This window comes from Kribbella sp. NPDC059898 (genome assembly GCF_042730855.1).
GTDB lineage: Bacteria > Actinomycetota > Actinomycetes > Propionibacteriales > Kribbellaceae > Kribbella.
In genome coordinates this window covers 186,968-209,495 of record NZ_JBHWKR010000011.1, presented here as the reverse complement: position 1 = coordinate 209,495, position 22,528 = coordinate 186,968, and the positions used below count along the sequence as shown (strand labels likewise).

Genomic DNA, 22,528 nt, shown 5'->3' with positions numbered 1-22,528 from the left:
GCAGTCGCCGGTATACATAATCCAACTGTAATGAACCGGGATCCTCTCGGCAATGGTGTGAACTGGATCACAGCATGTCTTGTTCGCGGCGCCTCGTTCGACGTTCAGTCAGAGAGAGGAGCTAGCTGATGGAGAATGTCGTTTCGAAGGACGGCACCGAGCTCGCGTACGACGTGACCGGCAGTGGACCCGGGCTGGTCCTGGTCGCCGGTGCGTTCACGGGCCGCGCGTACTTCGCCGAGTACGCCCAGGCGCTGTCGTCGACGTTCACGGTGATCGCGTACGACCGCCGTGGTCGCGGTGACTCCGGTGACACGGCGCCGTACGCCGTGGAGTGCGAGTGGGAGGACCTGGACGCCGTCCGGTCGGCCTCGGGCGCTCAGTACGCGTGTGCGTTCTCTTCGGGGAGCATGGTGCTGTTGCAGGCAGGGTTGCCGTTCGAGAAGCAGGCGGTCGTGGAGCCGCCGTTCCGCGTCGAGGGCGCACCACCGGCGCCGGAGCGATACGTAGAGCGGCTGCAGGAGTACGTGGCCGCTGGGAACCCAGGAGGTGCGGCCGAGCTGTTCATGGTGGAGGCGGTCGGTCAGCCGCGCGAGATGGTCGAACAGATCCGCCAGACACCCATGTGGGCCGGGCTGGAGGCTATGGCGCCCACCCTGGTGTACGACGCGCTGCAGATGCGTGACAGCGCCGTACCGGTCGAACTGCTCGCGTCGATCGAGGTGCCGACGCTAGGGCTCTACAGCAACGCCAGCCCGGAGTGGTTGCAGCGGTCTGTGCGCGAGACGGCTGCCGCGCTGCCTCAGGGCACAGCGGACGGCCGTGACGGTACGTTCCACACCGTGCCGCCTGAAACGCTGGCTGCCGTGTTGACGGACTACTTCGGCACTAGCTGAGCTGGCCTGGTCAGTAGACGCTTCAGACGCGGTGCGAGCGGCCGTTCCACGCCGTAGTGCAGGGCGGCCGCGACACCGGCCATGAGCAGCATCGTGGCGGCGACCAGGAGGACGTGGTTCACCTGGTCGCCGAGGCGCTCGAAGATGATGAAGCCGAGGTGCGCGTGCACCAGGTAGAGCGGGTACGTGAGCGCGCCGAGCACCGCGAACCACGGCCGGCCCAGGTGGTGCGTGACCTTCAATGCGACCGCGAGCATGATCGCGAAGATCGCCACGATGATCGCGACCACGACGGGCCGGTGGATCTCCGTGTTGTACCGGAGGCCGACCCGGTCCGCGAACCCGATGCCGCGGTAGATCGCGTTGCCGAGCGAGATCGCGACGATCGCCAGCGTCTGCGGCGCCGAGCCGTACCGGTGGATCAGGCAGAGCGCCATCCCGGCGATGAAGTAGTGCGCGAACTGCGTGTTCAGCACCAGATCGGTGGCGTGCGGCAACAGCCCGGCCTGGAACACGAAGGTCGCCGCCAGCCACGCCCAGCAGAAGGCCGTCACCCGGCGCGCGGTGATCCCGATCCAGCTCAGCACCAGGACCATCGCGTAGAACCGGAGCTCGGCCCACAACGTCCAGTAGACGACGTCGACGTTCTGGATGTTCGGCAGCGAGTTCAACATCGTGAGATTCGCCAGGTACTGCGGCAACGAGACCGGGAACCGCCCTTGGCTGAAGCCGACCGACACCAGCGTCGTGAGCGTGACCGCGACCCAGTACGCCGGGTACAGCCGGACCGCCCGCGACACCACGAACGACCGTGGGCTCCGGTTCCACGCGCTGAGCAGTACGACGAAGCCGCTGATCGTGAAGAACAGGTCGACGCCCAGGTACCCGTACCGTGCCACCAGATCGACGTGCGGAAAGTGCAGTCCGCTCAGACCGCCGGCGTACGCCGAGAACAGGTAGTGGTACGCCATCACCGACACCGCCGCGCAGATGCGCAGCAGATCGACCTCGTGAAGCCTGCCTGCTCTGGAATCCACAGCCGTAGTCTGCCGACGCACTCCGCGCCGATCGTCAACCCTGAGGACGATCCCGTCGTGCTACCTCCGGATGACATTCCCGGCGAGGAGACGGTTGTACGCGGCAAGGACTTCGGGCGGGATCTCGACGCGGTCGATGAAGTTCCGGCCGTCGGGTCCGTAGCCGTCGGGCGACAGGCGGTGGATCTCGCCGAGTAGCAGGGACCGGAAGCGGTCTCGCGACCAGATCTCCGGGGCGCCCGGGCCGGTGCCGACGTGATCGGGGCCGATCCACGGGATGATCGGGGCCTGGCTGAGCAGCGTCGTACCGGGGAGGTCGGCGAACGAGCGGACGAAGCAGGCGTGCGTACGGCGTTGCATCGTCGGGTCCTGGATCAGCAGCAGCGTCTGCGGAGTGTCGATCAGGCGGCGGGTGAACTCGGCGTTCTCGCCGCAGTTGGTGGACCGATCCTCGATGGTGACCCGCTCGATACCGGCCCTGATCAGCAGGTCCCGGAACACGTGCGCCTCCGGCCGTCCCGTCGCGACGTCGAGCCCACGTCGCCGGACCGCCTCGTCGAGGTACCGCGTCGAGTGCCCGATCCCGCCGCTGATCAGGACGGGTACGTCGTACTCACGGCAGGCGTCGGCCGCGATCTCGACCGACTCGATGACTGCCGAGCCCATCAGTACGACGACATCCGGCCGCTCGACCGGATCCCGCCGCGCGAGGTACCGGGCGATCACTTCCTCATCCAAAGCTGACGCGCTCCAGGTAGTAGTCGAGCAAGGTGGTGTCGCCCTCCGCGACGGTCTTGTCGGTACTGCGTTTGTACAGGTGTAGCAGGAGGTTGGTGACCGGGCCGTGGACCGTGACCGCGGTCGGTTCGTCGCTGTGCCGCCAGCGGATCACGTCGCCGGTCAGGTCGACGACCCACGCCTGCTCCGGCGCGTCGAACTTCAGCGTGCGCTCCGGGCCGAGCAGCTCGCGCATCCACGGATGCACGTCGAAGTGGAACGGCAGCGCACCGAGCTCCATCCACTCGTCGATCCCGTCCGCCGCCACCTCGGGCGTCAGTTCGTACGGAATCCCGAGCGCGAGCGCCGCGTCGGCGCGGTGCATGACGGTCTCGTGCGTCATGCGCCGCGCGGTGAACCGGGTGGTCGGATCGTCGACCGGCATCTCGATCGGTACGTCGGGACCGGCGGCCCGGAGTGCATCCGCCAGTTCGCGTGCGCCGTCGACGATCCACCCGGCGAGCTCGTCGAGCGCGTCGTCGGTGCGGTCGGCCGGGTCGGCGTACCAGTGCGTCGGGTCGCGGAACTCGTCCTCCGGCGGTGCCGCACCGGTCCGCGCGACCACCGTCGCCTCGCGGTGGGCTCCGCCGACGTGACGGACCAGCTGACCGACGTTCCACCCGGGGCAGGACGGGACGGCCTGGCCCAGGTCCTTGCCTGTGGTCAGGTGGGCGCCCAGCAACTCGGCTTGCTCGACGATCAGTGCGCAGTGCTGCTCGAACTCCATCTGCTCCTCCTTGACCGGTTGCCCGTTGGTCGGAGCCGGTGGCGGCAGTTTGACATCAGGTCGGCAGGCGCATCGGCATCAGGATGTACGCGGAGTCGGCGGTCGGCGCGTCCTCGGGGGAGTGCAGGCCGGTCAGGTTGGCCGGCTTGATCGGCTGGGTGAAGGCGAAGTGCGCGACCGGCGTACCGAGTGAGGCCAGGCCGTCGAGCAGGTAACCGGCGTTGAACCCGGTCACCACCGGGTCGCCGGTGAGCGAGACCTCCACGGACTCCGAAGCCTGCGCCTCCTCACCGTTGCCGGCGTCGAGCGTCGCCGTACCGTCCGCGAACGTGAGCCGCACCGGCGCCGACCGCTCCGCCACCAGCGCGACCCGTTTCACTGCCTCGGCGAGTGCCGCGGTCTGCACGGTGACCGTCGACGTGATCGCCGTCGGCACGGGGATCAGCCCGCGGACCCTCGGGAACTCGCCGTCGATCAGCCGGCTGGTCGCGTGCCGGCCGCCGCCCTCGAACCCGATCAACCCGTCCCCTGTACGGGTCGAACCGAGCGCGAGCGTGAACTCGTGACCGGCCATCGCCTTCGCAACGTCCAGCAGTCGCTTGGCCGGGACGAGTGCGTTCGCCTCGATGCCGGCGTCGACCGGTTGCCACTCGAACGTCCGGACGGCCAGCCGGTACCTGTCGGTGGCCAGCAGTGAGATCGTCGAGCCGCGGATCTCCAGCCGGATCCCGGTGAACACCGGCAGCGTGTCGTCGCGCCCCGCCGCGCTGATCACCTGCGTCACCGCGCGCTGGAACACCTCGCCGTCGACGAGGCCGCTCGCTGCCGGGATCTCCGGAAGCGGCGGGTACTCGTCGAGCGGCAGGGTATGAAGGACGAATCGGGCGGCACCGCTGCTCACGTGGACCCGCGCGGTCTCCGCCGTCAGCTCCACCGTGTCGAGCGGCATGCTCTTGCAGATGTCCGACAGCAACCGCCCGGAGACCAGCGCCCGCCCCTCGTCGGCCACCTCCGCCGGCACGCTGACCTGCGCCGAACTCTCGTAGTCGAACCCGGACACCGTCACCTGACCGTCCGCCGCGTCGACCACCATCCCGGCGAGAATCGGCACACTCGGCCGGCTCGGCAGCCCGCGTGCCACCCACCCGACCGCCTCGGCCAGCACCTCACGCCCGACCCGAACCTTCATTCCCAGCTCCTCCCCATCGAGAGGAACCAGCCAATCAGGCGCCACCGACAATTCTTGGACCGCAGCTGATCTCGCCGCACCGAGAACGGGTCAACTCCTTGAGAGCCGACCGTTCCTGTCGAGCTCCAGGACTGTGTCGACCCGGATGCGTTGCAGGAACGCGTTGTCGTGGCTGACCACTAGGAGGGCGCCGCGGTACGCATCGAGCGCTTCTGCGAGCTGCTCCACGCTGGCGATGTCCAGGTTGTTGGTGGGCTCGTCCAGCACGAGCAGTTGCGCAGGTGGCTCTGCCAGCAGCAGCCGTGCCAGCGATACCCGGAAACGCTCGCCGCCGGACAGTGTGTGCACCGGCCTGTCCGGACTGTCACCGCGTAGGAGCAGCCGGGCCAGCTGGTTGCGGATGGTGCTTGTCGGCAGGCCAGGAGCGACCGCTTGCACGTTCGCGATCGCACTGGCGTCGTCGTCGAGCCCGTCGAGCCGCTGCGGGAGATAGCCGACCAGATCGGTCAGCAGCCGCCCGTGCGGCCTGCCAGGCGTTGCTGCGGCCCCACGGATCAGCTGGTAGATCAGCGTCGACTTGCCGGTGCCGTTCGCTCCCACGAGTGCTACGCGCTCAGGACCTTGCACCACGATCGTGCGGTCCTCGTCGTACAGCTCAGCGATTCGGCGTCCTCGCGGTACGTCGGGGTCCGGCAGCACGAGGTGGATGTGCTCGTCCTGCCGTACGCGGGCGTCCGCCGCGTCGACAGCCGCCTGCGCGGCCTGCACCTTGTCGTCGAGCGTGGAACGCATCGCCCCGGCTGAGGCCTGCGCCTTACTCGCACGGTTGCCCGCCAGGATCTTCGGGATACCGCCCTGCTGCTGCGTCTTCTTCGCCGTACGCTCACGGCGCGCCAGCTTGGTCTCGGCCTCGACCCGCTGCCGTTTCTCGACCTTGAGCGTCTGCTGCGCGCTACGGGCGGCCTGGACCGCTGCGGCCTGCTCCTGCTCCCGGTGTTCCTTCCAGGCGCTGTACGGACCGCCGTACGTGTCGAGAGTCCCGGCGTACAGCTCGGTGGTGTTCTCCATGTGCTCCAGCAGTTCGAGGTCGTGGCTGACGACGACGAGCGTTCCGGGCCAGTTGTCCACGAACTCGGCCAGCTTGGCGCGCGTCGGCCGGTCGAGGTTGTTCGTCGGCTCGTCGAGCAAGGTGATCGGCGTACGGCGGACGCGCAGGCCGGTGATCGCGATCAGCATCGCCTCACCGCCGGACACCTCCGCGACCCGGCGGTCGAGGTCGGCGGCGGAGAACCCGAGCTGGTCGAGCGCCTCCGCGGCCCGGGCCTCGATGTCCCAGTCGTCGCCGATCGTGTCGAAGTGCCGTTCGTCGGCGTCGCCCGCCTCGATCGCGCGGATCGCCGTGACGATCGCGTCGATCCCGAGCAACTCGGCGACCGTTGCGTCCTGGCGCAACGCCAACGTCTGCGGCAGGTACCCGACCTCGCCGGCGGTGTCGAGGTGGCCGGCCGTCGGCCGCAGTACACCGGCGATCAGCCGGAGCAGCGTCGACTTGCCGGCGCCGTTGCGGCCGATCAGACCGGTACGCCCGGCACTGATGGTGCCGGTCACGCCGGCCAGCGCCACGGCGCCGTCCGGCCATTCGAAGGTGAGATTGCGCAGCGAGATCGCGGACTTGGAAGACATACGTGTGTATCTGCTTTCGGGGAGTCGGGTCGCGCACAGGCGACCCGGGAGACGGATCGACGCGATCCGGACATGCCCGGGCAGACGCCCACGAAGGGCGGACCAGTAAGAGAGGTCAAGGCCACCGGCAGTCCGGCGGCTAGATTCTGTCGACCTCGATCTCCACGCCTCGACCCTAGCATGTGATTGCAGTCACAACCGCGGCGAGGCCGGCAGCGCCCCCGGCAGGATTCGAACCTGCGACCCACAGATTAGAAGTCTGTCGCTCTATCCAGCTGAGCTACGGGGGCGTACGGCAGGGAAGAGTCTCTCAGATACCCGGGCGATCCCGCCTCCGGGTTACCGATCACGGTGCTCCGGCGCGGCGCCGAAGTACAGGGATGTCGTTCCATCCCGGTAACGCTGAGTGGGTGGTCCTGCCGATGGATCTTGACCCCAACTAGGCTGCGGTGCATGAGTTACCCCTCACCAGGCCCGTCCGGCCCGCCGCAACCCGCGGCTGGGTCGGCGTACGCGCCCGGCGGCCCCTATCCGCAGCCCAACGCGCTCGGGAACCACCCGGTCCCCGGCCAGCGGCGGAACCGGGGCGTGCTGATCGGCATCGTGATCGCGGTGCTGTTCGCGATCGCCGGCCTGGTGATCTTCGGCGTGGTGGCCAAGTCGACCGGTGCGGGCGGCTTCACCTGGGGCCTCGTGTTCGCGTTCGTCCCGGTCATCCCGGTCATCGCGCTGTACCTCTGGCTGGACCGCTACGAGCCCGAGCCGACGAGGTACATCGTCTTCGCGCTCTGCTGGGGCGCCTTCATCGCGACGCTGGTCGCGATCTTCATCAACACCGAGGTGTCGCACCGGCTGGCCGAGACCGGCGTCGGCGGCGACCGGTCCGCCGTCTTCGTCGCGCCGCCGGTCGAGGAGTTCGCGAAGGGCTCCGTGATCCTGCTGCTGGCGCTGCTGCGCCGCAAGGAGTTCGACGGCATCATCGACGGCCTGGTGTACGCCGGGATGGTCGGCGTCGGCTTCGCCTTCACCGAGAACATCCTGTATTACGGCCGCGTCTTCAACACGCTCTCCGAGGAGGCCGGCAGCGACGCGGGCCTCAAGGGCGCGTTCGCGCTGTTCATCGTCCGCGGCGTGATCTCGCCGTTCGCGCATCCGCTCTTCACGTCGTTCACCGCGATCGGGATCGGCGTCGCGGTACGGCACCGAAGTACCGTCGTCCGTTTCCTGGCGCCGGTCGTCGGGTACCTGGCCGCCGTACTGGCGCACGCCTCGTGGAACGCCTCCGCGAGCTGGGCCGGCGGTGGCGGCTTCATCCTCGCGTACCTGTGCCTGATGGTGCCGCTGTTCATCTGCCTGGTGGTGTTCGCGCTGGTGATGCGATCACGGGAGGGGCAGATGATTGCGTCCAGGCTGTACGACTACGTGCGGTTCGGGTGGCTGATACCGCAGGACGTACCACTGATCGCGACCCTCCGCGGCCGCAAGGCGCTGCGGCAGAACGCCCGCCGGTACGGCCCACAGGCGGAGGCCGCCGCGAAGGCGTTCCAGCACAACGCGACCGAACTGGCGTACCTGCGCGACAAGATCGTCCGCCAGGTCATCGGCCCCGACGCCCTCGAAACCGAGAAGTCCCTCCTCGACGAACTCCGCGACCGCCGCCCGAGCGTCCCCTTCCCCCCCATGCCCGCCTTCGCCCAAGCCGCCCCCTCCTACGCCACCGCCCCCATGGGCCCAGGTGCTCCGATGGGACCGGGTGCTGCCCTCGGACCGAACGCTCCGATAGGCCCGGGTGGCCCGATGGTTCCTGGCGGGTCCATGGGACCGGGTGTACCCATGGGACCTGACGGCCCGATGGGTCCCGGCGCTCCCGGCCCGGGTGCTCCGATGAGTCCTGGCGGGTCCATGGGCCCGGGTGCTCCGATGGGACCTGGCGGCCCGATGGGTCCCGGCGCTCCGGGCCCGGGTGCTCCGATGGGTCCTGCCGGGTCCATTGGACCTGATGCTCCCCGCGGATCGGGTGGCCCGATGGGGCCTGGCACGCCTCTGGCACCAGGTGCTCCGATGGGTCCGGGTGCATCCACGCAGGACGTGGTTCCGCCCGAGCATTCGGGGTATTCGGCCGGGCAATCCGGCCAGGAAGCCGGTCAGCCCGGATACCCGCCGGGACCCCCCGGCCAACAAGGACCGCCGGGAGGATACGGTCCGTATCCTCCACCGCAGTGACTGCCACCCGTCCACGCCGCCAAACGGGGATGACGATGACTTTGCTTCCGCGCTGTCCGACCGGGCACTCTGTGCTCGTGGGCGGACGTCGTGGCTGACACCAGGTCAGCAGCAGGTGAAGGTTCGGAACCGCGGGTTCCGAACCAGGATCAGCCTGCCCAGGAGCTGGCGAACCTGATCGCCCAGTCCACCCCCAAACCCCGCGGCTTCTGGCGCCGCCGCCGCAAACGCACCCCCGACCCCACACCCCCCACCGAACCAACCCCGCCCGCGTCAACCCCACCCCCCGCCACCCCCAACGCGGACAAAACCACCCCGAGCACCCCCACGCCGACCGGCACCCCCACGCCCGCCGACGCCTCCGCGCCCGGCGAGACCTCGGCGTCCGGCGAGACCTCCGCGTCCGGTCGGGCCTCCACATCCGGAGACACCCTCACGTCAGGCGGCACCCCCGTGTCTGGAGACGCCTCCGCGTCGAGCGAAGCGTCCCTGTCCGGTGACGGCACCGCGTCAAGCGGCGCCTCCGCACCCGGCGAGAACTCCGCCTCCGCGACCGGCGGCGCATCCAGTGGCGGCGGAGCCACCGCGCCGAGCGGGCCGGTGTCCGGCGAGACCTCCGCGTCCAGCGATGCCTCGACCGCGGGCACCTCGGCCGCGACTGGCGCAGACAATCCAGCGGCCGCCTCGGACGCGCCCGGCGCCGGCGGTGGAGCTGCAGCCACCGACTCGTCCGCAGCCTCGGACTCGACGGCGCAGGCGGCAAAGGCAGTCGGCACCGTCGACGGCACCGCAGCCTCCCCGGCGACCTCGGGAACCGACGCTGACCCGGCCGGCGAGCCGCAAGCCGGCGCAGTGGACACCGCCCGTCCCGACAGCGCGACTGACAGCGGTGCGACTGCGGACGCGACCAGCTCCACCCCAGACACCTCTGCCGAACCCACCGACGCCTCACCGGCCAACGGAGCAACGGCCACCACCTCCCAGCCCAACGCGTCAACCGACGAGGCGACCGCGGGGACGGCGACTGGCACCACGAATAGCACCACGGATGGCTCGGCGAGCGCCGGTACGACGGGCAAGTCGACCGGTGACGCCTCAGCCAACACGTCGACGGCCGGCGGTACCGCAGCCCTGGCCGTGGACGAATCCGCAGTACCAGCGACTCCGCGGGACGCCGCGTCCCGTCCATCAGTGGGCGTTGTCTACGAGCCTGACGAATCGGCGGACGGATTCCCGCTCGAGTACGGCAACATCATCGTGGGCCTGCCGAAGGAAGCCAGCCGGCCGCCCTCGACTCCGGACGGGTCCGAGCCCGAGGCCCCGGTGGATTCCGCGCCCGTCGCTGCAGACCCGCGTGCACAAGCTCCGGCGGATGCCGACGCCGAGGACGCCAGTACGGTCAGCAGAGCTGCGTCCGGCTCGTACGACACCGCCGCAGGCGCCGCGGTGTCCGGCTCGGCCGACGAGGCTTCCGACGTAGTCGAACCCACTCCGGCGGATGCCCCAGACGGAGCAGATGCTCGCGCAGACGCCGCAACCGCCGCTCACGCGGTGGCCGGGGATGCGGTGGACGCCGACACGGTGAATGGTGACGCGGTGGATGCCGATGCGGTGGACGGCGATGCGGTGGATGCCAATGCGGTGGCCGGGGACGCGCTGGATGCCGACGGGGTAGGCGCTGGGACAGGCGGAGTGGGACCCGAGGCTGCGGATGATGCGCCGGGTGAGACCGGAGCCGGTACGAGCGAGGGCATGGCCGCTGCAGGTGACCGTGCAGACGGTAGGCCCGGCGCAGTTGGCCCAGACAGCGGTGCGACTCCCGCGGGTGAGGCCGACCCCGCCGACGGCGCAACCGGTGCCGACGGTGTGGCTGACGCGGACGGTGTGGCTGATGCGGCGGTGGGCGGGTCGGGGGCTGAGGCGTCTGGCGCGGAGGTCGTCGAGCCGGTGGATGAGGCTGGTGCAGCTGGGTCGGCGGAGGATGCTTCCGGTGCGGATGATGCCTCGGGCGGTACGCCGGAGTCCTCGGAGCGGGCTGCTGACGCGGGTGCGGAACACGCGGCGAGCGGGTCGGTGGACGGTACCTCGGATGGTGCCTCGGACGATGCGGGTGCTAGTGGCGTTGGTGACGGCTTCGCAGGTGTGGGGGCGGGTGGCTCGGCCTCGGGGAGTCGTTCGGATGATGCAGTTGGCTCGGACGGTGGAACGGGCGGTGGTTCTGATGCGGTCTCCGAGGAAGACACTGACGGTTCTGCGGTAGGTGCTGGTGTTGACGGCGCGTCCGGTGGAGAGAGCGCTGCTGAGGGTGTTGACGGGGCTGAGGGCGGCTCTGGGGACGCTGGCGGGGACGAGGGCGGCTCTGGCGGCGCTGGCAGTGGTGCGGCTGTAGATGAGGCTGAGGACCGGACCCAGGCTGCGGTTGGTGCTGCGGCGGTGGCTGCGGCTGGGACTGCGGCTGCGGGAGCTGGGGCGAGCCAGGCGGATGGTGGGGAAAGCTCTGCTGAGGGTGCTGCAGGGGCGGAGGCCGTGGCTGCGGATGGTGACGCTGAGGGCTCTGCGTCCCAGGACGAGTCTGCGCCTGAGGATGGGGCGGCGTCCGAGGATGGGGCGAGGCCTGACGAGGGTGCTGCGTCCGAGGGGGCTGTGTCCGAGGGGGCTGTGTCCGATCGGGCTGGCGGGTCTGGGGATGGTGCTGCGGCTGGCGACAATGCTGTGTCGGGTGGTGGCGCAGCGTTCGAGGGTGGGGTTGCGGCTGAGGGTGGGGATGGGTCCGGCGGTTCCGAGGGGGCCGGCGGTGGCGGCGCGGGTGAGGGTGCGGGCGTTGCTGAGGGTGCGGGCGCGTCCGGTGCTGGGGATGCGTCCGATGGTGCGGGCGCGTCCGATGGTGGGGATTCGTCTGGTGGTGCGGGCGAGTCTGGTGGTGGGGATGCATCCGGTAGTGGGGATGGGGATGCGTCTGGTGGTGGGGATGAGCGGGAGCTGACTGCGGAAGAGTTGGCTGGGAAGTTGGCGGCTGAGCAGGCTGCTATGGCTTTGATTACTGCGTTGATGAAGTTGCGGGGGGTGTTGGCGGGGAGTCAGTTGCCGCTTGAGGTGGTGGGGGCTGATGAGGCTCGGCAGCAGCAGAAGGCCATGCTGGATCAGCTGGACGACTACTTGTTGCCGCGGCTGGTGCAGTTGGAAGCTCCGATTCTTGCGGTGGTTGGTGGGTCTACGGGAGCCGGCAAGTCGACGCTGGTGAACACGGTGATCGGCAAGGTCGTCAGTGAGCCGGGTGTGTTGCGGCCGACTACGCGTTCGCCGGTGTTGATTCATCACCCGGCGGATGCGGACTGGTTCGTCGGGGACCGGGTGTTGCCGGGGATGGCGCGGACCGCGTCCGAAGAGCCGGGTGGCATGGAGGACGCGGGACAGCTGCGGCTCGTGGCGGCCGAGAGTGTGCCGCGCGGGCTGGCGATCCTGGACGCGCCGGACATCGACTCCGTGGTCGAGGCGAACCGTGATCTCGCGACGCAGTTGCTCGCGGCCGCCGACCTCTGGTTGTTCGTCACGACGGCGGCGCGGTACTCCGACGCGGTCCCATGGGAGTTCCTGCAGAGCGCGTCGGACCGCAGTACGGCGGTTGCCGTGGTGCTGGACCGGGCGCCGAGCGAGACGATCGACGACATCACCGGGCACCTCGCGCAGATGCTGCTCGAGCGCGGGCTGGGTGACTCGCCGCTGTTCTCGATCCAGGAGACGGTTGTGGACGGCAACGGGATGTTGCCGCAGCCGGTCGTTGCCGGGATCAAGGACTGGCTGATCGATCTGGCGGCCGACGCCGAGGCGCGGGCGGGTGTCGTACGGCGGACCTTGCAGGGTGCGGTCAGCGCGATGGTGAAGAAGACGGCGCCGTTCGCGGCCGCGGTCAAGGCGCAGGCCGAGACGGCGCTCGAGCTGCGGTCCTCGGTGGAGTCGGCGTACGACCAGGGTGTCAAGGACATCGCGAAGGCGGGCCAGGACGGGACGTTGCTGCGCGGCGAGGTGCTTGCGCGGTGGCAGCAGTTCGTCGGGACCGGCGAACTGCTGAAGGGGCTGCAGTCCAACGGCGGACGGTTGCGCGACCGGCTGAAGAGCTCGCTGGGCAACAAGCCGGCGGAGACCCGCGACGTCCGCGACGCTATCCAGTCCGGTCTGGAGTCGTTGCTGAGTGAGCACGCGACCGCCGCGGCGGAGCGGGCGGAGAAGGTCTGGCAGGGGACGGCGCCCGGGCGCCAGTTGCTCGCCGCCGCGGATGCCGACAAGGCGGCGGGCGTGAACTCCGCTCGGGTCGATGGACAGTCCGCGGGGGTGGGGAAGGCCGGTGCGTCGGCTGCGAAGGCCGGTGCCGGTGGCAACGATGTGGTGCCATCGCTCGGAACGTTGTCGGAGCAGTTCCCGGCCGCGGCCAGCCGGACGGTACGCGAGTGGCAGGCGTTCGTGCTCGACCTGGTCCGCAAGGAAGGCGCGGACAAGAAGTCGACGGCGAAGATCCTGGAGTACGGCGTCAACGGGCTCGGCCTTTCGCTGATGGTGGTCATGTTCGCCAGTGCGGCAGGCATCCCGAAGGGCGCTCAGACGAGCGCCGGCGTCGGGAGCGCGGTCGTCGGGCAGCGGTTGCTGGAGGCAGTTTTCGGCGACAAGGCAGTTCAGGGCATGGTGGACAAGGCACGCGAGGACCTTGACGGTAAGGTTCGTGCCCTGATGGATGCCGAATTCGCCCGCTATCTGCCTGTCCTTGACCAGCATCCGGTCGACGCCGAGACGGCCAGGCAACTGACCGAGGCCGCGCGCGCGGTGGAGGACTGCACGTGACGGAAACAGTGGATACGGTCGAGACGCCCGCCCGGGCGGAGACCGATGTCCTGAAGAAGATCGATGCGCTCGAAGCGGCCGCGAAGTCCGGTGACGGCCGGCTGGACCCGGTGGTGCTCACCGAGGCCGCGCAGATCGTCGATCGCGCCGGCCAACGGCTGCGGATGTCCGGCGACCTGACCGTGGTCGCGCTCGCCGGTGCGACCGGCTCCGGGAAGTCGTCGCTGTTCAACGCGCTGACCGGGCTCGACCTGGCCGCGATCGGAACACGCCGGCCGACCAGCTCGATGCCGCTCGCCTGCGTGTGGGGTGACGAACCGGCCGGTGAGGTCCTGAGCTGGCTGGGCATTCCGCGCCGGCACCAGGTGCAGCACCGCAGCTCGCTGGAGGAGGCGCACTCCGAGGACCTGGACGGACTAGTCCTGCTCGACCTCCCCGACCACGACTCGACCGAAGTCGAGCACCGGCTGATCGTCGACCGCCTGGTCGAACTGGTCGACCTGCTCATCTGGGTGGTGGACCCGCAGAAGTACGCCGATGCGGCGCTGCACAACCGGTACATCAAACCGTTCGCCTCGCATTCCGGGGTGATGGTGTTCGCGCTGAACCACATCGACAAGCTGACGCCGGAGCAGCGGAAGAGCTGCCTCGAAGACCTCGACAAGCTGATCAAGTCGGACGGGCTGAAGTCGCCGACGATCGTTGCCACCTCGGCGGTCAGCGGTGACGGGCTGGAAGAGATTCGCTCCTTGCTGGTCAAGCGGGTCAGCAACAAGCGCTCCGCGCGGGAGCGGCTCGCGGCCGATGTCGACCGGGTCTCGGACCGGATGGCGAGCCAGTGCGGCAACGCGAAGACGCCGGAGATCGCTGAGGCCGATGTCACCGAGCTCGTCGAGTCGTTGTCGGACGCGAGCGGGTTGACGGTGGTGTCGGACGCCGTACGGCGCTCCTACCTGCAGCGTGCTCGTGCGGCGACCGGGTGGCCGTTGACGAAGTGGGTCGGGCGGTTCCGGCCGGACCCGTTGCGGCGGCTGCACGGCGACCAGGTGTCTCGCGAAGAGGGCAAGGCGTTGCGGAAGTCGGCGTCCAGCGAGGTCGCCATTGCACGCTCTTCGTTGCCTGCGGCAACACCGGTGCAGCGGGCCCGGATGGACGCCGCGGTACGCACGATCACGAACAAGGCCGCCGATGGTCTGTCGCGGCCGTGGGCGGACTCGGTCCGGACGGCGATCCGCCGGCGCGAGGAATCGCTCGGCGACGAACTCGACCAAGCGGTCGCGCGGACCGACCTCGGCGTGTCCAGCACTCCGGGCTGGTGGAGCGTCGCCCGGATCGTCCAGTGGCTGCTGTTCCTGGTGACACTCGGCGGTGCCGCGTGGCTGATCGCCTTGCTGGTAACGCGAATCGCGCACCTGAACGATCCGCCGCTGCCAGAGCTGAACGGCGTGCCGTACGCGTGGATCATGCTCGTCGGTGGCGCCGTCCTCGGGCTGGCGCTCTCCTTCCTCTGCCGGGTCTTCGCCACCAACGGGGCGCTGCGGCGCTCCCGGCAGGTGTCGAAGGCGTTGCGCGAGGAACTGGTGAAGGTTGCCGACAGCCACGTTGTGGCGCCGGCGCGCGAGGAGCTCGCGGCGTACACCAAGTGCCGCGACAGCCTGGCCACCGCTCGCCACTAGGGCGCCGCACCGGCAGCGCGCGCCGGGGTCGAGGCGGCGCACGCTCCGGAGGGTCAGAGCTCGGCGTCGGGGGCGAACTGCGCCATCGAGGTCTTGGCGGCGCTGAGCAGGTCCTCCTCGGTGGTGGTGCCGGAGGCGCGGACCGCGTCGATCCAGGCGCGGACGCACTGCTCGTTGTACTTGATCACCTCGGCGGAGTTGGCCATCGCGGTCGGGTCCGCGTCCGGCGGCAGTTCGCCGGTGACGTAGAGCGCGAGGCCGAGCAGGCCGCCGTCCCAGCCGGGGCCGACCCAGAGCGCGCCGGCGCCGCCGGGGGCCGGCGCCCCGTCCATGGAGTGTTCGAGCTCGAGATCGGTCGAGGAGCCCGCTCCGGGGAGGAGCCGCAGCTCGAGCAGGCTGGTCGGGCCGCCGAAGGTCACCTTGAAGCGCTTCGGCGGATCGCACTCGAGGATCTCGCCGCCGGCGTTGCCCTGCAGCTGGAACGAGCCGCCGACCTTCAGGTCGCCGCTCACCGGCATGAACCAGCGAGCCATCCGCTCGGGGTCCGTGAGGGCGCCCCACACCTCGGTAGGCTCGGCCCGGTAGGTGCGGCGCATCAGCACCGTCACGGTCTCGCCGGTCCGGCTGACCTCGCGCTGGACCGCGTTGATGTGCTCGAGGATGTCGATCACGGGTGGTTCCCTCTCCTGGTCGGCTGCTGGGTAGGCCCCCAGAATGCCGGGCAGGGCTTATATAAGTCAACGGTGAGATAGTCATGCCGCCTCCGCCGCCGGGCGTTCCGCGGACAGGGGGAGCGGCGTGGCGGAGAACTCGTCGGGCGGGTACGGCGCGGCGTTCACGTCGGGTGTCCGTGGGACGGATCCGAGTGATTCGGAGCGCGGCGCGCTCTTGGCGAAGGTCGCAGTACCGCGACTGAGATCGTGGCCGAGTGAGAAGGCCTCCAGGATGACGCGACTGCGTTGTTCACCGGAGTCGTCCGTCCATTCGTGGGTCCGGAGGCGACCGGTCACGATGACCGGATGGCCGATGCCGATCGAGTCGAACACGTTGCGGGCCAGGCCTCGCCAGCATTCCACCGTGTACCAGGTGGTCGGCTTGTCCACGTAGGTGTTGAGGGCCTTCTCGAACTGGCGTGGAGTCGAGGCGAGCCGGAAGCTGACCTGAGGTGTCTGTCCGAGCTCCTTGAAGTCCGGTTCGCTGCCGATCCTGCCGACGACTGTGATGTAGGTGTCACCGAGGCTCATGCGGGTGCCTTCCGGTCGGAGGGGTGCGTTGTCGACGGAGAAGGTGCACCGATCGCGGCGTATGCGGAGGGATGAACCGGGCGGCTGTGGACAACCGGTTGGGAAACGGGCAGGGGGAGCACATAGGCTCTGGGTATGGCGGAATTCATCTACACCCTTCGCAACGTCCGGAAGGCGTACGGCGACAAGGTCGTTCTCGACGACGTCACGCTGAACTTCCTGATCGGCGCGAAGATCGGCGTGGTCGGGCCGAACGGCACCGGCAAGTCCTCGCTGTTCAAGATCATGGCCGGGCTCGAGCACCCGAACAACGGCGAGGCGCGGCTGGCCGAGGACGCGACGGTCGGGATCCTGCTGCAGGAGCCGCCGCTGACCGAGGGCAAGACGGTGCTGGAGAACGTCGAGGAAGGCGTCGGCGACACCAAGCAGAAGCTCGACCGCTTCAACGAGATCTCCGCCGAGCTGGCCGATCCGGACGCGGACTACGACACGCTGCTGGCCGAGATGGGCGACCTGCAGACCGAGCTCGACCACCGCAACGCCTGGGACATCGACGCCCAGCTCGAGCAGGCGATGGACGCGCTGCGCTGCCCGCCGCCGGACGCGATCGTCGACAACCTCTCCGGTGGTGAGCGCCGCCGGGTCGCGCTCTGCAAGCTGCTGCTCCAGCAGCCGGACCTGCTGCTGCTCGACGAGCCCACCAACCACCTGGACGCCGAGTCGGTGCTCTGGCTGGAGCAGCACCTGCAGAAGTACCCGGGCGCCGTGATGGCGATCACCCACGACCGGTACTTCCTGGACAACGTCGCCGAGTGGATCCTCGAGCTCGACCGCGGCCGGACGTACGGCTACGAGGGCAACTACTCGAAGTACCTGGAGACCAAGCAGCAGCGGCTCGTGGTCGAGGGGCAGAAGGACGCGAAGCGGCAGAAGATCCTGGAGCGCGAGCTCGAGTGGGTCCGGTCGAACGCGAAGGCCCGGCAGACCAAGAGCAAGGCCCGGCTTGCGCGCTACGAGGAGCTTGCCGCCGAGGCCGAGCGCAACCGCAAGCTGGACATCGACGAGATCAACATCCCGGCGGGTCCGCGGCTTGGCAGCACCGTGCTCGAGGCCGCCAAGCTGGTCAAGGGATTCGGCGACCGCACGCTGATCGACGGCCTGAGCTTCAGCCTGCCGCGGGCCGGCATCGTCGGTGTGGTCGGCCCGAACGGCGTCGGCAAGTCGACGCTGTTCCGGATGATCGTCGGCGAGGAGCAGCCCGATGCGGGCTCGCTGAAGCTCGGTGAGACGGTCAAGATCTCGTACGTCGACCAGTCCCGCGGCGGCCTGGACCCGAAGAAGACCGTCTGGGAGCAGGTGTCCGACGGCCTCGACCACATCAAGGTCGCGAACTTCGAGATGCCGAGCCGGGCGTACGTCGCCTCGTTCGGGTTCAAGGGCCCGGACCAGCAGAAGCCGACCGGCGTGCTGTCCGGCGGTGAGCGGAACCGGCTGAACCTGGCGCTGACGCTGAAGATGGGCGGCAACCTGCTGCTCCTCGACGAGCCGACCAACGACCTGGATGTCGAGACCCTGCAGTCGCTCGAGGACGCGCTGCTGGAGTTCCCGGGCTGTGCGGTGGTCGTGTCCCACGACCGCTGGTTCCTGGACCGCGTCGCGACCCACATCCTGGCCTGGGAGGGTACCGACGAGGACGAGGCCAAGTGGTTCTGGTTCGAGGGCAACTTCGCGTCCTACGAGGCGAACAAGCTCGAGCGTCTCGGCCCGGAGGCGGCCCGCCCGCACCGGGTGACGCACCGCAAGCTCACCCGCGACTGACGCGCGCCGCAAAGACCCCGTCTCCGCCACCAGGAGGCGGGGTTTTTCGGCGTCAAATACTTAGCCCTTGCGCTAAGTATTGAGAGAACGCAATACTTAGCCTCATGGCACAGTATGAGGTCGATGGAGTGTTCGTCGCGCTCGCCGACCCGACCCGGCGGAGCGTGATCCGGCGGCTCGGGCGGGGCCCGACCAGTGTGGGTGAGCTCGCCGCCGAGTACCCGATCACGCTGCCGTCGTTCATGAAGCACGTCCGGACGCTGGAGTCGAACGGGCTGATCCGCACGGTCAAGACCGGCCGGGTGCGGACCTGCGTGCTGAACCGCGAACGGCTCGCCGTGGTCGACGACTGGCTGGCCGAGCAACGGCGGATCTGGGAAGCGCGCACCGATCGGTTGGAGCGCCTGGTCACCGAGGAGGACATGTGAAGGCGGAGTTCGATCCGGAGCTGGACCTGGTCGTGGAGCGCCTGATCCGGGCGCCGCGGGAGAAGGTCTGGAGAGCGTGGAGCGATCCGGAGCGGTTCGCGCGGTGGTGGGTGCCGGCGCCCGCGGTCTGCCGGGTACGGCGCCTGGAGCTGCGGCCGGGCGGCGCGATGGTGACCGAGCTCAGCGAGGACGGTATGGCGTTCGGGCCGCATCTGGATGCGAGCTTCCTGGTGGTGGAGGAGCTCGAGCGGCTGGTGTTCACGAACGCGATCGACAGCCGTTGGCGTCCGGCTGATCCGGAGCCGTTGCTGATGACCGCGGAGGTGCTGCTCGCGGAGCATACGGAGGGGACGGACTACCGCGTTGTCGTGCGGCATGGGTCGGCGGCGGCGCGGGCGTTGCACGAGGAGCTCGGGTTCGCGGACGGCTGGGGCACCGTGACCAAGCAGCTCGCGGCGGTGGTCGAGGCATGAGGCTGGTACTCACGGAGTTCGTCACGCTGGACGGGGTGTACCAGGGGCCGGGGTCGCCGAGCGAGGACACGACCGACGGGTTCGTGCGGGGTGGCTGGCTGGTGCCGTACATGGATGAGATGTTCGTTCGGCGGGCGGCCGAATGGTTGCGGTTGGCGGGCGGCTTGCTGCTCGGGCGGCGGACCTATCAGGCGTTTGCCCGGGACTGGCCGCGGATCACGGATCCTGATGATCCGTTCACCGAGCTGATGAACTCGCTTCCCAAGTACGTCGTCAGTACGTCGATGGGCGAAGGTGATTGGGGGCCGGACTGGTCGATGCCGTGCGGCTCGTGGTTGCGCCGACGGTGATCGGGGATGGGCGGCGGTTGTTCGATCAGCCGGGGGAGACCGCGGGGCTCGAACTCACGAACTACGAGGCGACTCCGGGCGGCCTGCTGCTGCTCGAGTACCAGACCGTCGGTAGCGCGCCGGCCGGCGCGTACGAAGGCGTGGCCGCGCTGGTCCGACCGGCCGGAAGAAATCGGACGTGAAATGCTGGTGAGTATTTACTGAGAAGCATTGTTGGTATTTGCAACGAATAGCTCCCGGTATGGACAACGACGGTTTCCGGGTATCAACTGGGAGTAGCCGTACCGCCCCACGGTCTTGGGGCGGTGGGGGGTTATGGCAGGTCTCGGGTGGTCGGGCGCGGGCGCGCGGGGTCCGCCGTGTGCGCGGGGTGCCGCAGGTACATCCGCCACTCGGACTCCAGGAGCATCATGATGGCAACACCAACATGTTTTTTCATTCCGCCGCACATCACCGACCACATCGCGAGGAACGCGCAGCGGCAGGGCCGCGGGGCCGAGGCCGTCCGTTCGGCCATGGCCGACCAGGCTTTGCGGCAACAGCGTAAGGCCGCAACCTACGCGACCCTTCAAACGCTTACTCCGCCCCAGCCGGGCAAGAGCGACATCGCCATCTACGACGACCAGAACCAGTGGACCGTCAACGTCCAGCTGATCCGCGGCCCGGACGATCCTCCGGTCGCGGCCCAGAACGCCAACCTCGCGTACGACGCGCTGACCGCGACCCGGAAGTTCTACCACGACGTGCTCGGTCGCGAGTCGATCGACAACGCCGGCCTGACCATCGACGGCAACGTCAATTTCGGGGTCCAGTACGACAATGCGTTCTGGGACGGCTCGGAAATGGTGTTCGGGAACGGCGACAACGTCATCTTCAAGGATTTCACCAATGACGTCGACGTCCCCGGCCACGAGCTGACCCACGGCGTCACGCAGTACACCGCCGGCCTCGGGTACACCGACCAGACCGGCGCTCTGAACGAGGCGACCTCCGACATCATGGGTGCGTGCATCGACCAGTACGTCAGCGGCCAGGACGCCGGTACGTTCAACTGGCTGATCGGTGAGGGCGTGATGGCCGACGACCTGTACGGCGAGGCGATCCGGTCGATGGCGCACCCGGGTACGGCGTACGACGATCCGCTGCTCGGCAAGGACCCGCAGCCCGACAGCATGGCGGGCTACGTGCCGAACGGCGACCCGCACGTCAACAGCGGGATCATCAACCGGGTGTTCTACCTGATCGCGACCGATCTCGGCAGCTTCCCCGCGGCGAAGCTCTGGTACGCGACCCTGCAGAACCTCTGGCCGACCGCGGTGTTCGCCGACACGGCGCACGTCGCGAGCGAGATGGCGCGCATCCTGGCGCGGGACGGCGTGGTCGCCCGCCAGGCACCGCAGACCGTCAGGGCAGCCTTCCACGAGGTCGGCATCAGTTGATCCAGGACGGGCGGGGCCGGCCTTGACCTCCCGGAGACCGACCCCGCTCGAATCAGGCCGACTGCGCCAGGTCGGACCCTGGTCCGGCCCAGGCGACGTCGCAGGTCTCGCAGGACCAGGTGAAGTGTTGATGACGGCGCTGCCGGAGCGGGACATGCTTGCCTAGCAAGGCGCCACAGGACCAGCAGATGCTGCTGACCAGGACGTGGCCTTCCGGTATTTGGGCGCCGCCATCCTGGAGGGGGATGGGGTTGCTCATCGATCTGCTCTTTCGGTGGGGGTGCTACCAGTGTGCGCTACCCACGCGAAGGTCAGGCGTTTGTTTGATGATCCGCGAGCACTTCTTCGAGCACCTGACGACTGGCAGCGGAAGTCTCGTAGGTGATCAGCGCTTTCCAGAGCGCCCAGCCGCGGGCGCGGGCCCACATCGCGTCGTCCTGAGCGACAGCCTCGCGGAAGCTCGCGCGGGACGAGCCGGAGAAGAACGTGTACGCGATCACCAGGTCGCACGCGGGATCGCCGACGCCCGACGTACCGAAGTCGATGACCGCCGACAGCCGGCCGTCGCGGACGAGGAGGTTGCCGCTGGCGATGTCGCCGTGGAACCACACCGGCGGACCGTCCCACGAGGCGGCGAGGGCGGCGTCCCAGATCTCGCCGGCGAGGCCTGTGTCGTCCAGTACGGCGAGGGCGTCGAGCGTCTCGTCGTGGTAGTGCTCGAGCGATGCGCCGCGATAGAAGCTGTGCGCGCCGGCGAGTGGGCCGCCGGTCGCGTCGACGCTCTGCAGCGCGAGGACGAAGGCGGCGACCGAGCGGGCGAACTCGTCCAGGTCGACGGTCTCGGGTGCCGCCGTTTCGCCTGAGATCCAGCGTCGAACGGCCCAGGGGTGTGGATAGCCCAGACCGGGCTTGCCCTTCGCGACAGCCTCAGGGATCTCGACCGGCAGTTCCGGCCCGAGGCGGGGGAGCCAGACGTGTTCCTTGTCGACGGCAGCGACATACGCCTCGGCTGTCGGGAGGCGGGCGGTGAGGCCGGAGCCGAGGCGGTACGTCCGGTTGTCCCACCCGTCGACCGCGACCGGCGTCACCGGCAGGTCGGCCCACTGGGGGAACTGCTGTGCGATCAGTCGCCGTACCAGCGCCGCATCGATGCCGGCGCGGCCGTCCTGAGGGAGTTCGGTCACGTCCAGCAGGTTCCCGGAGGAGGCCGACGCCCTCAATCGCTTTAGCTCCTGGCTTCAGCGACCGAGTCGTTGAGGAACGCGGCGATGGTCTCGAGTTCCTCGACGGTGCGCGATTCCAGTACGCCGGCCAGCCGGTTGCCCTGGTCGGCGTACAGCGGGGCGAGCCGCTCGTTGATCGCCTCCAGCGACGGCGTGACGACGACCTTCCGCCGGTCCGCGGGGTCGGGCCGGCGGGTGACGAAGCCGTGCGCCTCGAGCCGGTCGATGACGCCGGTGACCGTGCCGGACGTCAGGCCGGTGTGCTCGGTGAGCTGCCGCGGGGTGAGCGGTCCGTACGTCTGCAGCAGCGTCATGAACTGGGAGTCGCTCGCGCCGAGCCCGACCTTCGCCGAGATCGCGTGGTTGAACAGCACCACCTCGGCGATCAGCCGGATCATGCGCTGCTGGATCTCGCCGGTGAGCTCTTCGCGGGAACTGGTCATGGTCCGCCTCAGCATAGGGCTTGCATTTCTCTCGGATCTCCAAGATACTCGGAGTACCAAGATACTTGA

21 protein-coding genes and 1 tRNA gene are annotated in these 22,528 nt (G+C 69.1%); 10 read left to right on the top strand and 12 right to left on the bottom strand.

Annotation, left to right across the window (positions count from 1 at the left end; genetic code table 11):
- Window positions 1–128 precede the first annotated feature (128 nt).
- Complete coding sequence (locus ACFV9C_RS30650) at window positions 129–896, top strand: alpha/beta fold hydrolase (RefSeq protein WP_380199019.1); 768 nt, start codon at window positions 129–131, stop codon at window positions 894–896.
- On the opposite strand, the gene ACFV9C_RS30645 is transcribed toward ACFV9C_RS30650, so the two are convergent.
- From ACFV9C_RS30645 to ACFV9C_RS30620, 6 genes are all read right to left on the bottom strand, one after another.
- Window positions 878–1,933, bottom strand: coding sequence for an acyltransferase family protein (locus tag ACFV9C_RS30645; protein ID WP_380199018.1), 1,056 nt, complete (start codon window positions 1,931–1,933; stop codon window positions 878–880). The genes ACFV9C_RS30650 and ACFV9C_RS30645 overlap by 19 nt on opposite strands.
- A gap of 60 nt (window positions 1,934–1,993) precedes the next feature.
- On the bottom strand, window positions 1,994–2,671 hold the full coding sequence (locus ACFV9C_RS30640; RefSeq protein ID WP_380199017.1) for a YdcF family protein: 678 nt from the start codon (window positions 2,669–2,671) through the stop codon (window positions 1,994–1,996).
- Window positions 2,664–3,437: a maleylpyruvate isomerase family mycothiol-dependent enzyme gene (locus ACFV9C_RS30635; protein ID WP_380199016.1), complete on the bottom strand. Its 774-nt coding sequence runs from the start codon at window positions 3,435–3,437 to the stop codon at window positions 2,664–2,666. Before ACFV9C_RS30635 ends, ACFV9C_RS30640 begins: the two co-directional genes overlap by 8 nt.
- A 55-nt stretch (window positions 3,438–3,492) precedes the next feature.
- Complete coding sequence (dnaN, locus tag ACFV9C_RS30630; RefSeq protein ID WP_380199015.1) at window positions 3,493–4,626, bottom strand: DNA polymerase III subunit beta; 1,134 nt, start codon at window positions 4,624–4,626, stop codon at window positions 3,493–3,495.
- 90 nt (window positions 4,627–4,716) lie between these two features.
- Window positions 4,717–6,309: an ABC-F family ATP-binding cassette domain-containing protein gene (locus tag ACFV9C_RS30625; RefSeq protein ID WP_380199014.1), complete on the bottom strand. Its 1,593-nt coding sequence runs from the start codon at window positions 6,307–6,309 to the stop codon at window positions 4,717–4,719.
- A 216-nt stretch (window positions 6,310–6,525) separates the two neighbouring features.
- Window positions 6,526–6,599: transfer RNA gene (locus ACFV9C_RS30620), tRNA-Arg, on the bottom strand.
- A gap of 163 nt (window positions 6,600–6,762) precedes the next feature.
- Here ACFV9C_RS30620 and ACFV9C_RS30615 point away from each other — a divergent pair.
- Window positions 6,763–8,532 (top strand): PrsW family intramembrane metalloprotease, encoded by a 1,770-nt coding sequence (locus ACFV9C_RS30615; RefSeq protein ID WP_380199013.1) that lies wholly within the window; start codon window positions 6,763–6,765, stop codon window positions 8,530–8,532.
- A 149-nt stretch (window positions 8,533–8,681) separates the two neighbouring features.
- On the opposite strand, the gene ACFV9C_RS30610 is transcribed toward ACFV9C_RS30615, so the two are convergent.
- Window positions 8,682–9,566 (bottom strand): hypothetical protein, encoded by an 885-nt coding sequence (locus ACFV9C_RS30610; protein ID WP_380199012.1) that lies wholly within the window; start codon window positions 9,564–9,566, stop codon window positions 8,682–8,684.
- 1,993 nt (window positions 9,567–11,559) lie between these two features.
- Here ACFV9C_RS30610 and ACFV9C_RS30605 point away from each other — a divergent pair.
- Window positions 11,560–13,365 (top strand): ABC transporter, encoded by a 1,806-nt coding sequence (locus ACFV9C_RS30605; RefSeq protein ID WP_380199011.1) that lies wholly within the window; start codon window positions 11,560–11,562, stop codon window positions 13,363–13,365.
- Window positions 13,362–15,041, top strand: a complete 1,680-nt coding sequence (locus ACFV9C_RS30600) for a GTPase (RefSeq protein WP_380199010.1) — start codon at window positions 13,362–13,364, stop codon at window positions 15,039–15,041. The genes ACFV9C_RS30605 and ACFV9C_RS30600 overlap by 4 nt, the downstream gene beginning before the upstream one ends.
- A gap of 53 nt (window positions 15,042–15,094) precedes the next feature.
- Here the strand turns inward: ACFV9C_RS30600 and ACFV9C_RS30595 are convergent, their stop codons facing one another.
- On the bottom strand, window positions 15,095–15,712 hold the full coding sequence (locus ACFV9C_RS30595; RefSeq protein ID WP_380199009.1) for an SRPBCC family protein: 618 nt from the start codon (window positions 15,710–15,712) through the stop codon (window positions 15,095–15,097).
- 81 nt (window positions 15,713–15,793) lie between these two features.
- Complete coding sequence (locus tag ACFV9C_RS30590) at window positions 15,794–16,285, bottom strand: single-stranded DNA-binding protein (protein ID WP_380199008.1); 492 nt, start codon at window positions 16,283–16,285, stop codon at window positions 15,794–15,796.
- 135 nt (window positions 16,286–16,420) lie between these two features.
- Here ACFV9C_RS30590 and ettA point away from each other — a divergent pair, with 135 nt between their 5' ends.
- The 6 genes from ettA to ACFV9C_RS30560 all read left to right on the top strand — a co-directional run bounded on the left by ettA (window position 16,421) and on the right by ACFV9C_RS30560 (window position 20,793).
- Window positions 16,421–18,103, top strand: coding sequence for an energy-dependent translational throttle protein EttA (gene ettA / locus ACFV9C_RS30585; protein WP_380199007.1), 1,683 nt, complete (start codon window positions 16,421–16,423; stop codon window positions 18,101–18,103).
- A 104-nt stretch (window positions 18,104–18,207) separates the two neighbouring features.
- Window positions 18,208–18,531: an ArsR/SmtB family transcription factor gene (locus ACFV9C_RS30580; protein ID WP_380199006.1), complete on the top strand. Its 324-nt coding sequence runs from the start codon at window positions 18,208–18,210 to the stop codon at window positions 18,529–18,531.
- Complete coding sequence (locus ACFV9C_RS30575) at window positions 18,528–19,004, top strand: SRPBCC domain-containing protein (RefSeq protein ID WP_380199005.1); 477 nt, start codon at window positions 18,528–18,530, stop codon at window positions 19,002–19,004. The genes ACFV9C_RS30580 and ACFV9C_RS30575 overlap by 4 nt, the downstream gene beginning before the upstream one ends.
- Entirely contained in the window at window positions 19,001–19,354 is a 354-nt protein-coding gene (locus tag ACFV9C_RS30570; RefSeq protein WP_380199004.1) for a dihydrofolate reductase family protein, read from the top strand. The genes ACFV9C_RS30575 and ACFV9C_RS30570 overlap by 4 nt, the downstream gene beginning before the upstream one ends.
- Complete coding sequence (locus tag ACFV9C_RS30565; protein WP_380199003.1) at window positions 19,327–19,536, top strand: hypothetical protein; 210 nt, start codon at window positions 19,327–19,329, stop codon at window positions 19,534–19,536. The genes ACFV9C_RS30570 and ACFV9C_RS30565 overlap by 28 nt, the downstream gene beginning before the upstream one ends.
- A gap of 333 nt (window positions 19,537–19,869) precedes the next feature.
- Window positions 19,870–20,793, top strand: coding sequence for a M4 family metallopeptidase (locus tag ACFV9C_RS30560; protein WP_380199002.1), 924 nt, complete (start codon window positions 19,870–19,872; stop codon window positions 20,791–20,793).
- 52 nt (window positions 20,794–20,845) lie between these two features.
- On the opposite strand, the gene ACFV9C_RS30555 is transcribed toward ACFV9C_RS30560, so the two are convergent.
- Genes ACFV9C_RS30555 through ACFV9C_RS30545 form a run of 3 tightly spaced genes read right to left on the bottom strand, consistent with a single transcriptional unit; the run spans window position 20,846 to window position 22,459 of the window.
- A complete protein-coding gene (locus ACFV9C_RS30555; RefSeq protein WP_380199001.1) occupies window positions 20,846–21,052 on the bottom strand; it encodes a hypothetical protein in 207 nt (68 codons plus the stop codon).
- 52 nt (window positions 21,053–21,104) lie between these two features.
- Window positions 21,105–21,977: an aminoglycoside phosphotransferase family protein gene (locus ACFV9C_RS30550; RefSeq protein WP_380199000.1), complete on the bottom strand. Its 873-nt coding sequence runs from the start codon at window positions 21,975–21,977 to the stop codon at window positions 21,105–21,107.
- 41 nt (window positions 21,978–22,018) lie between these two features.
- On the bottom strand, window positions 22,019–22,459 hold the full coding sequence (locus ACFV9C_RS30545) for a MarR family winged helix-turn-helix transcriptional regulator (protein ID WP_380198999.1): 441 nt from the start codon (window positions 22,457–22,459) through the stop codon (window positions 22,019–22,021).
- Window positions 22,460–22,528: the final 69 nt, after the last annotated feature.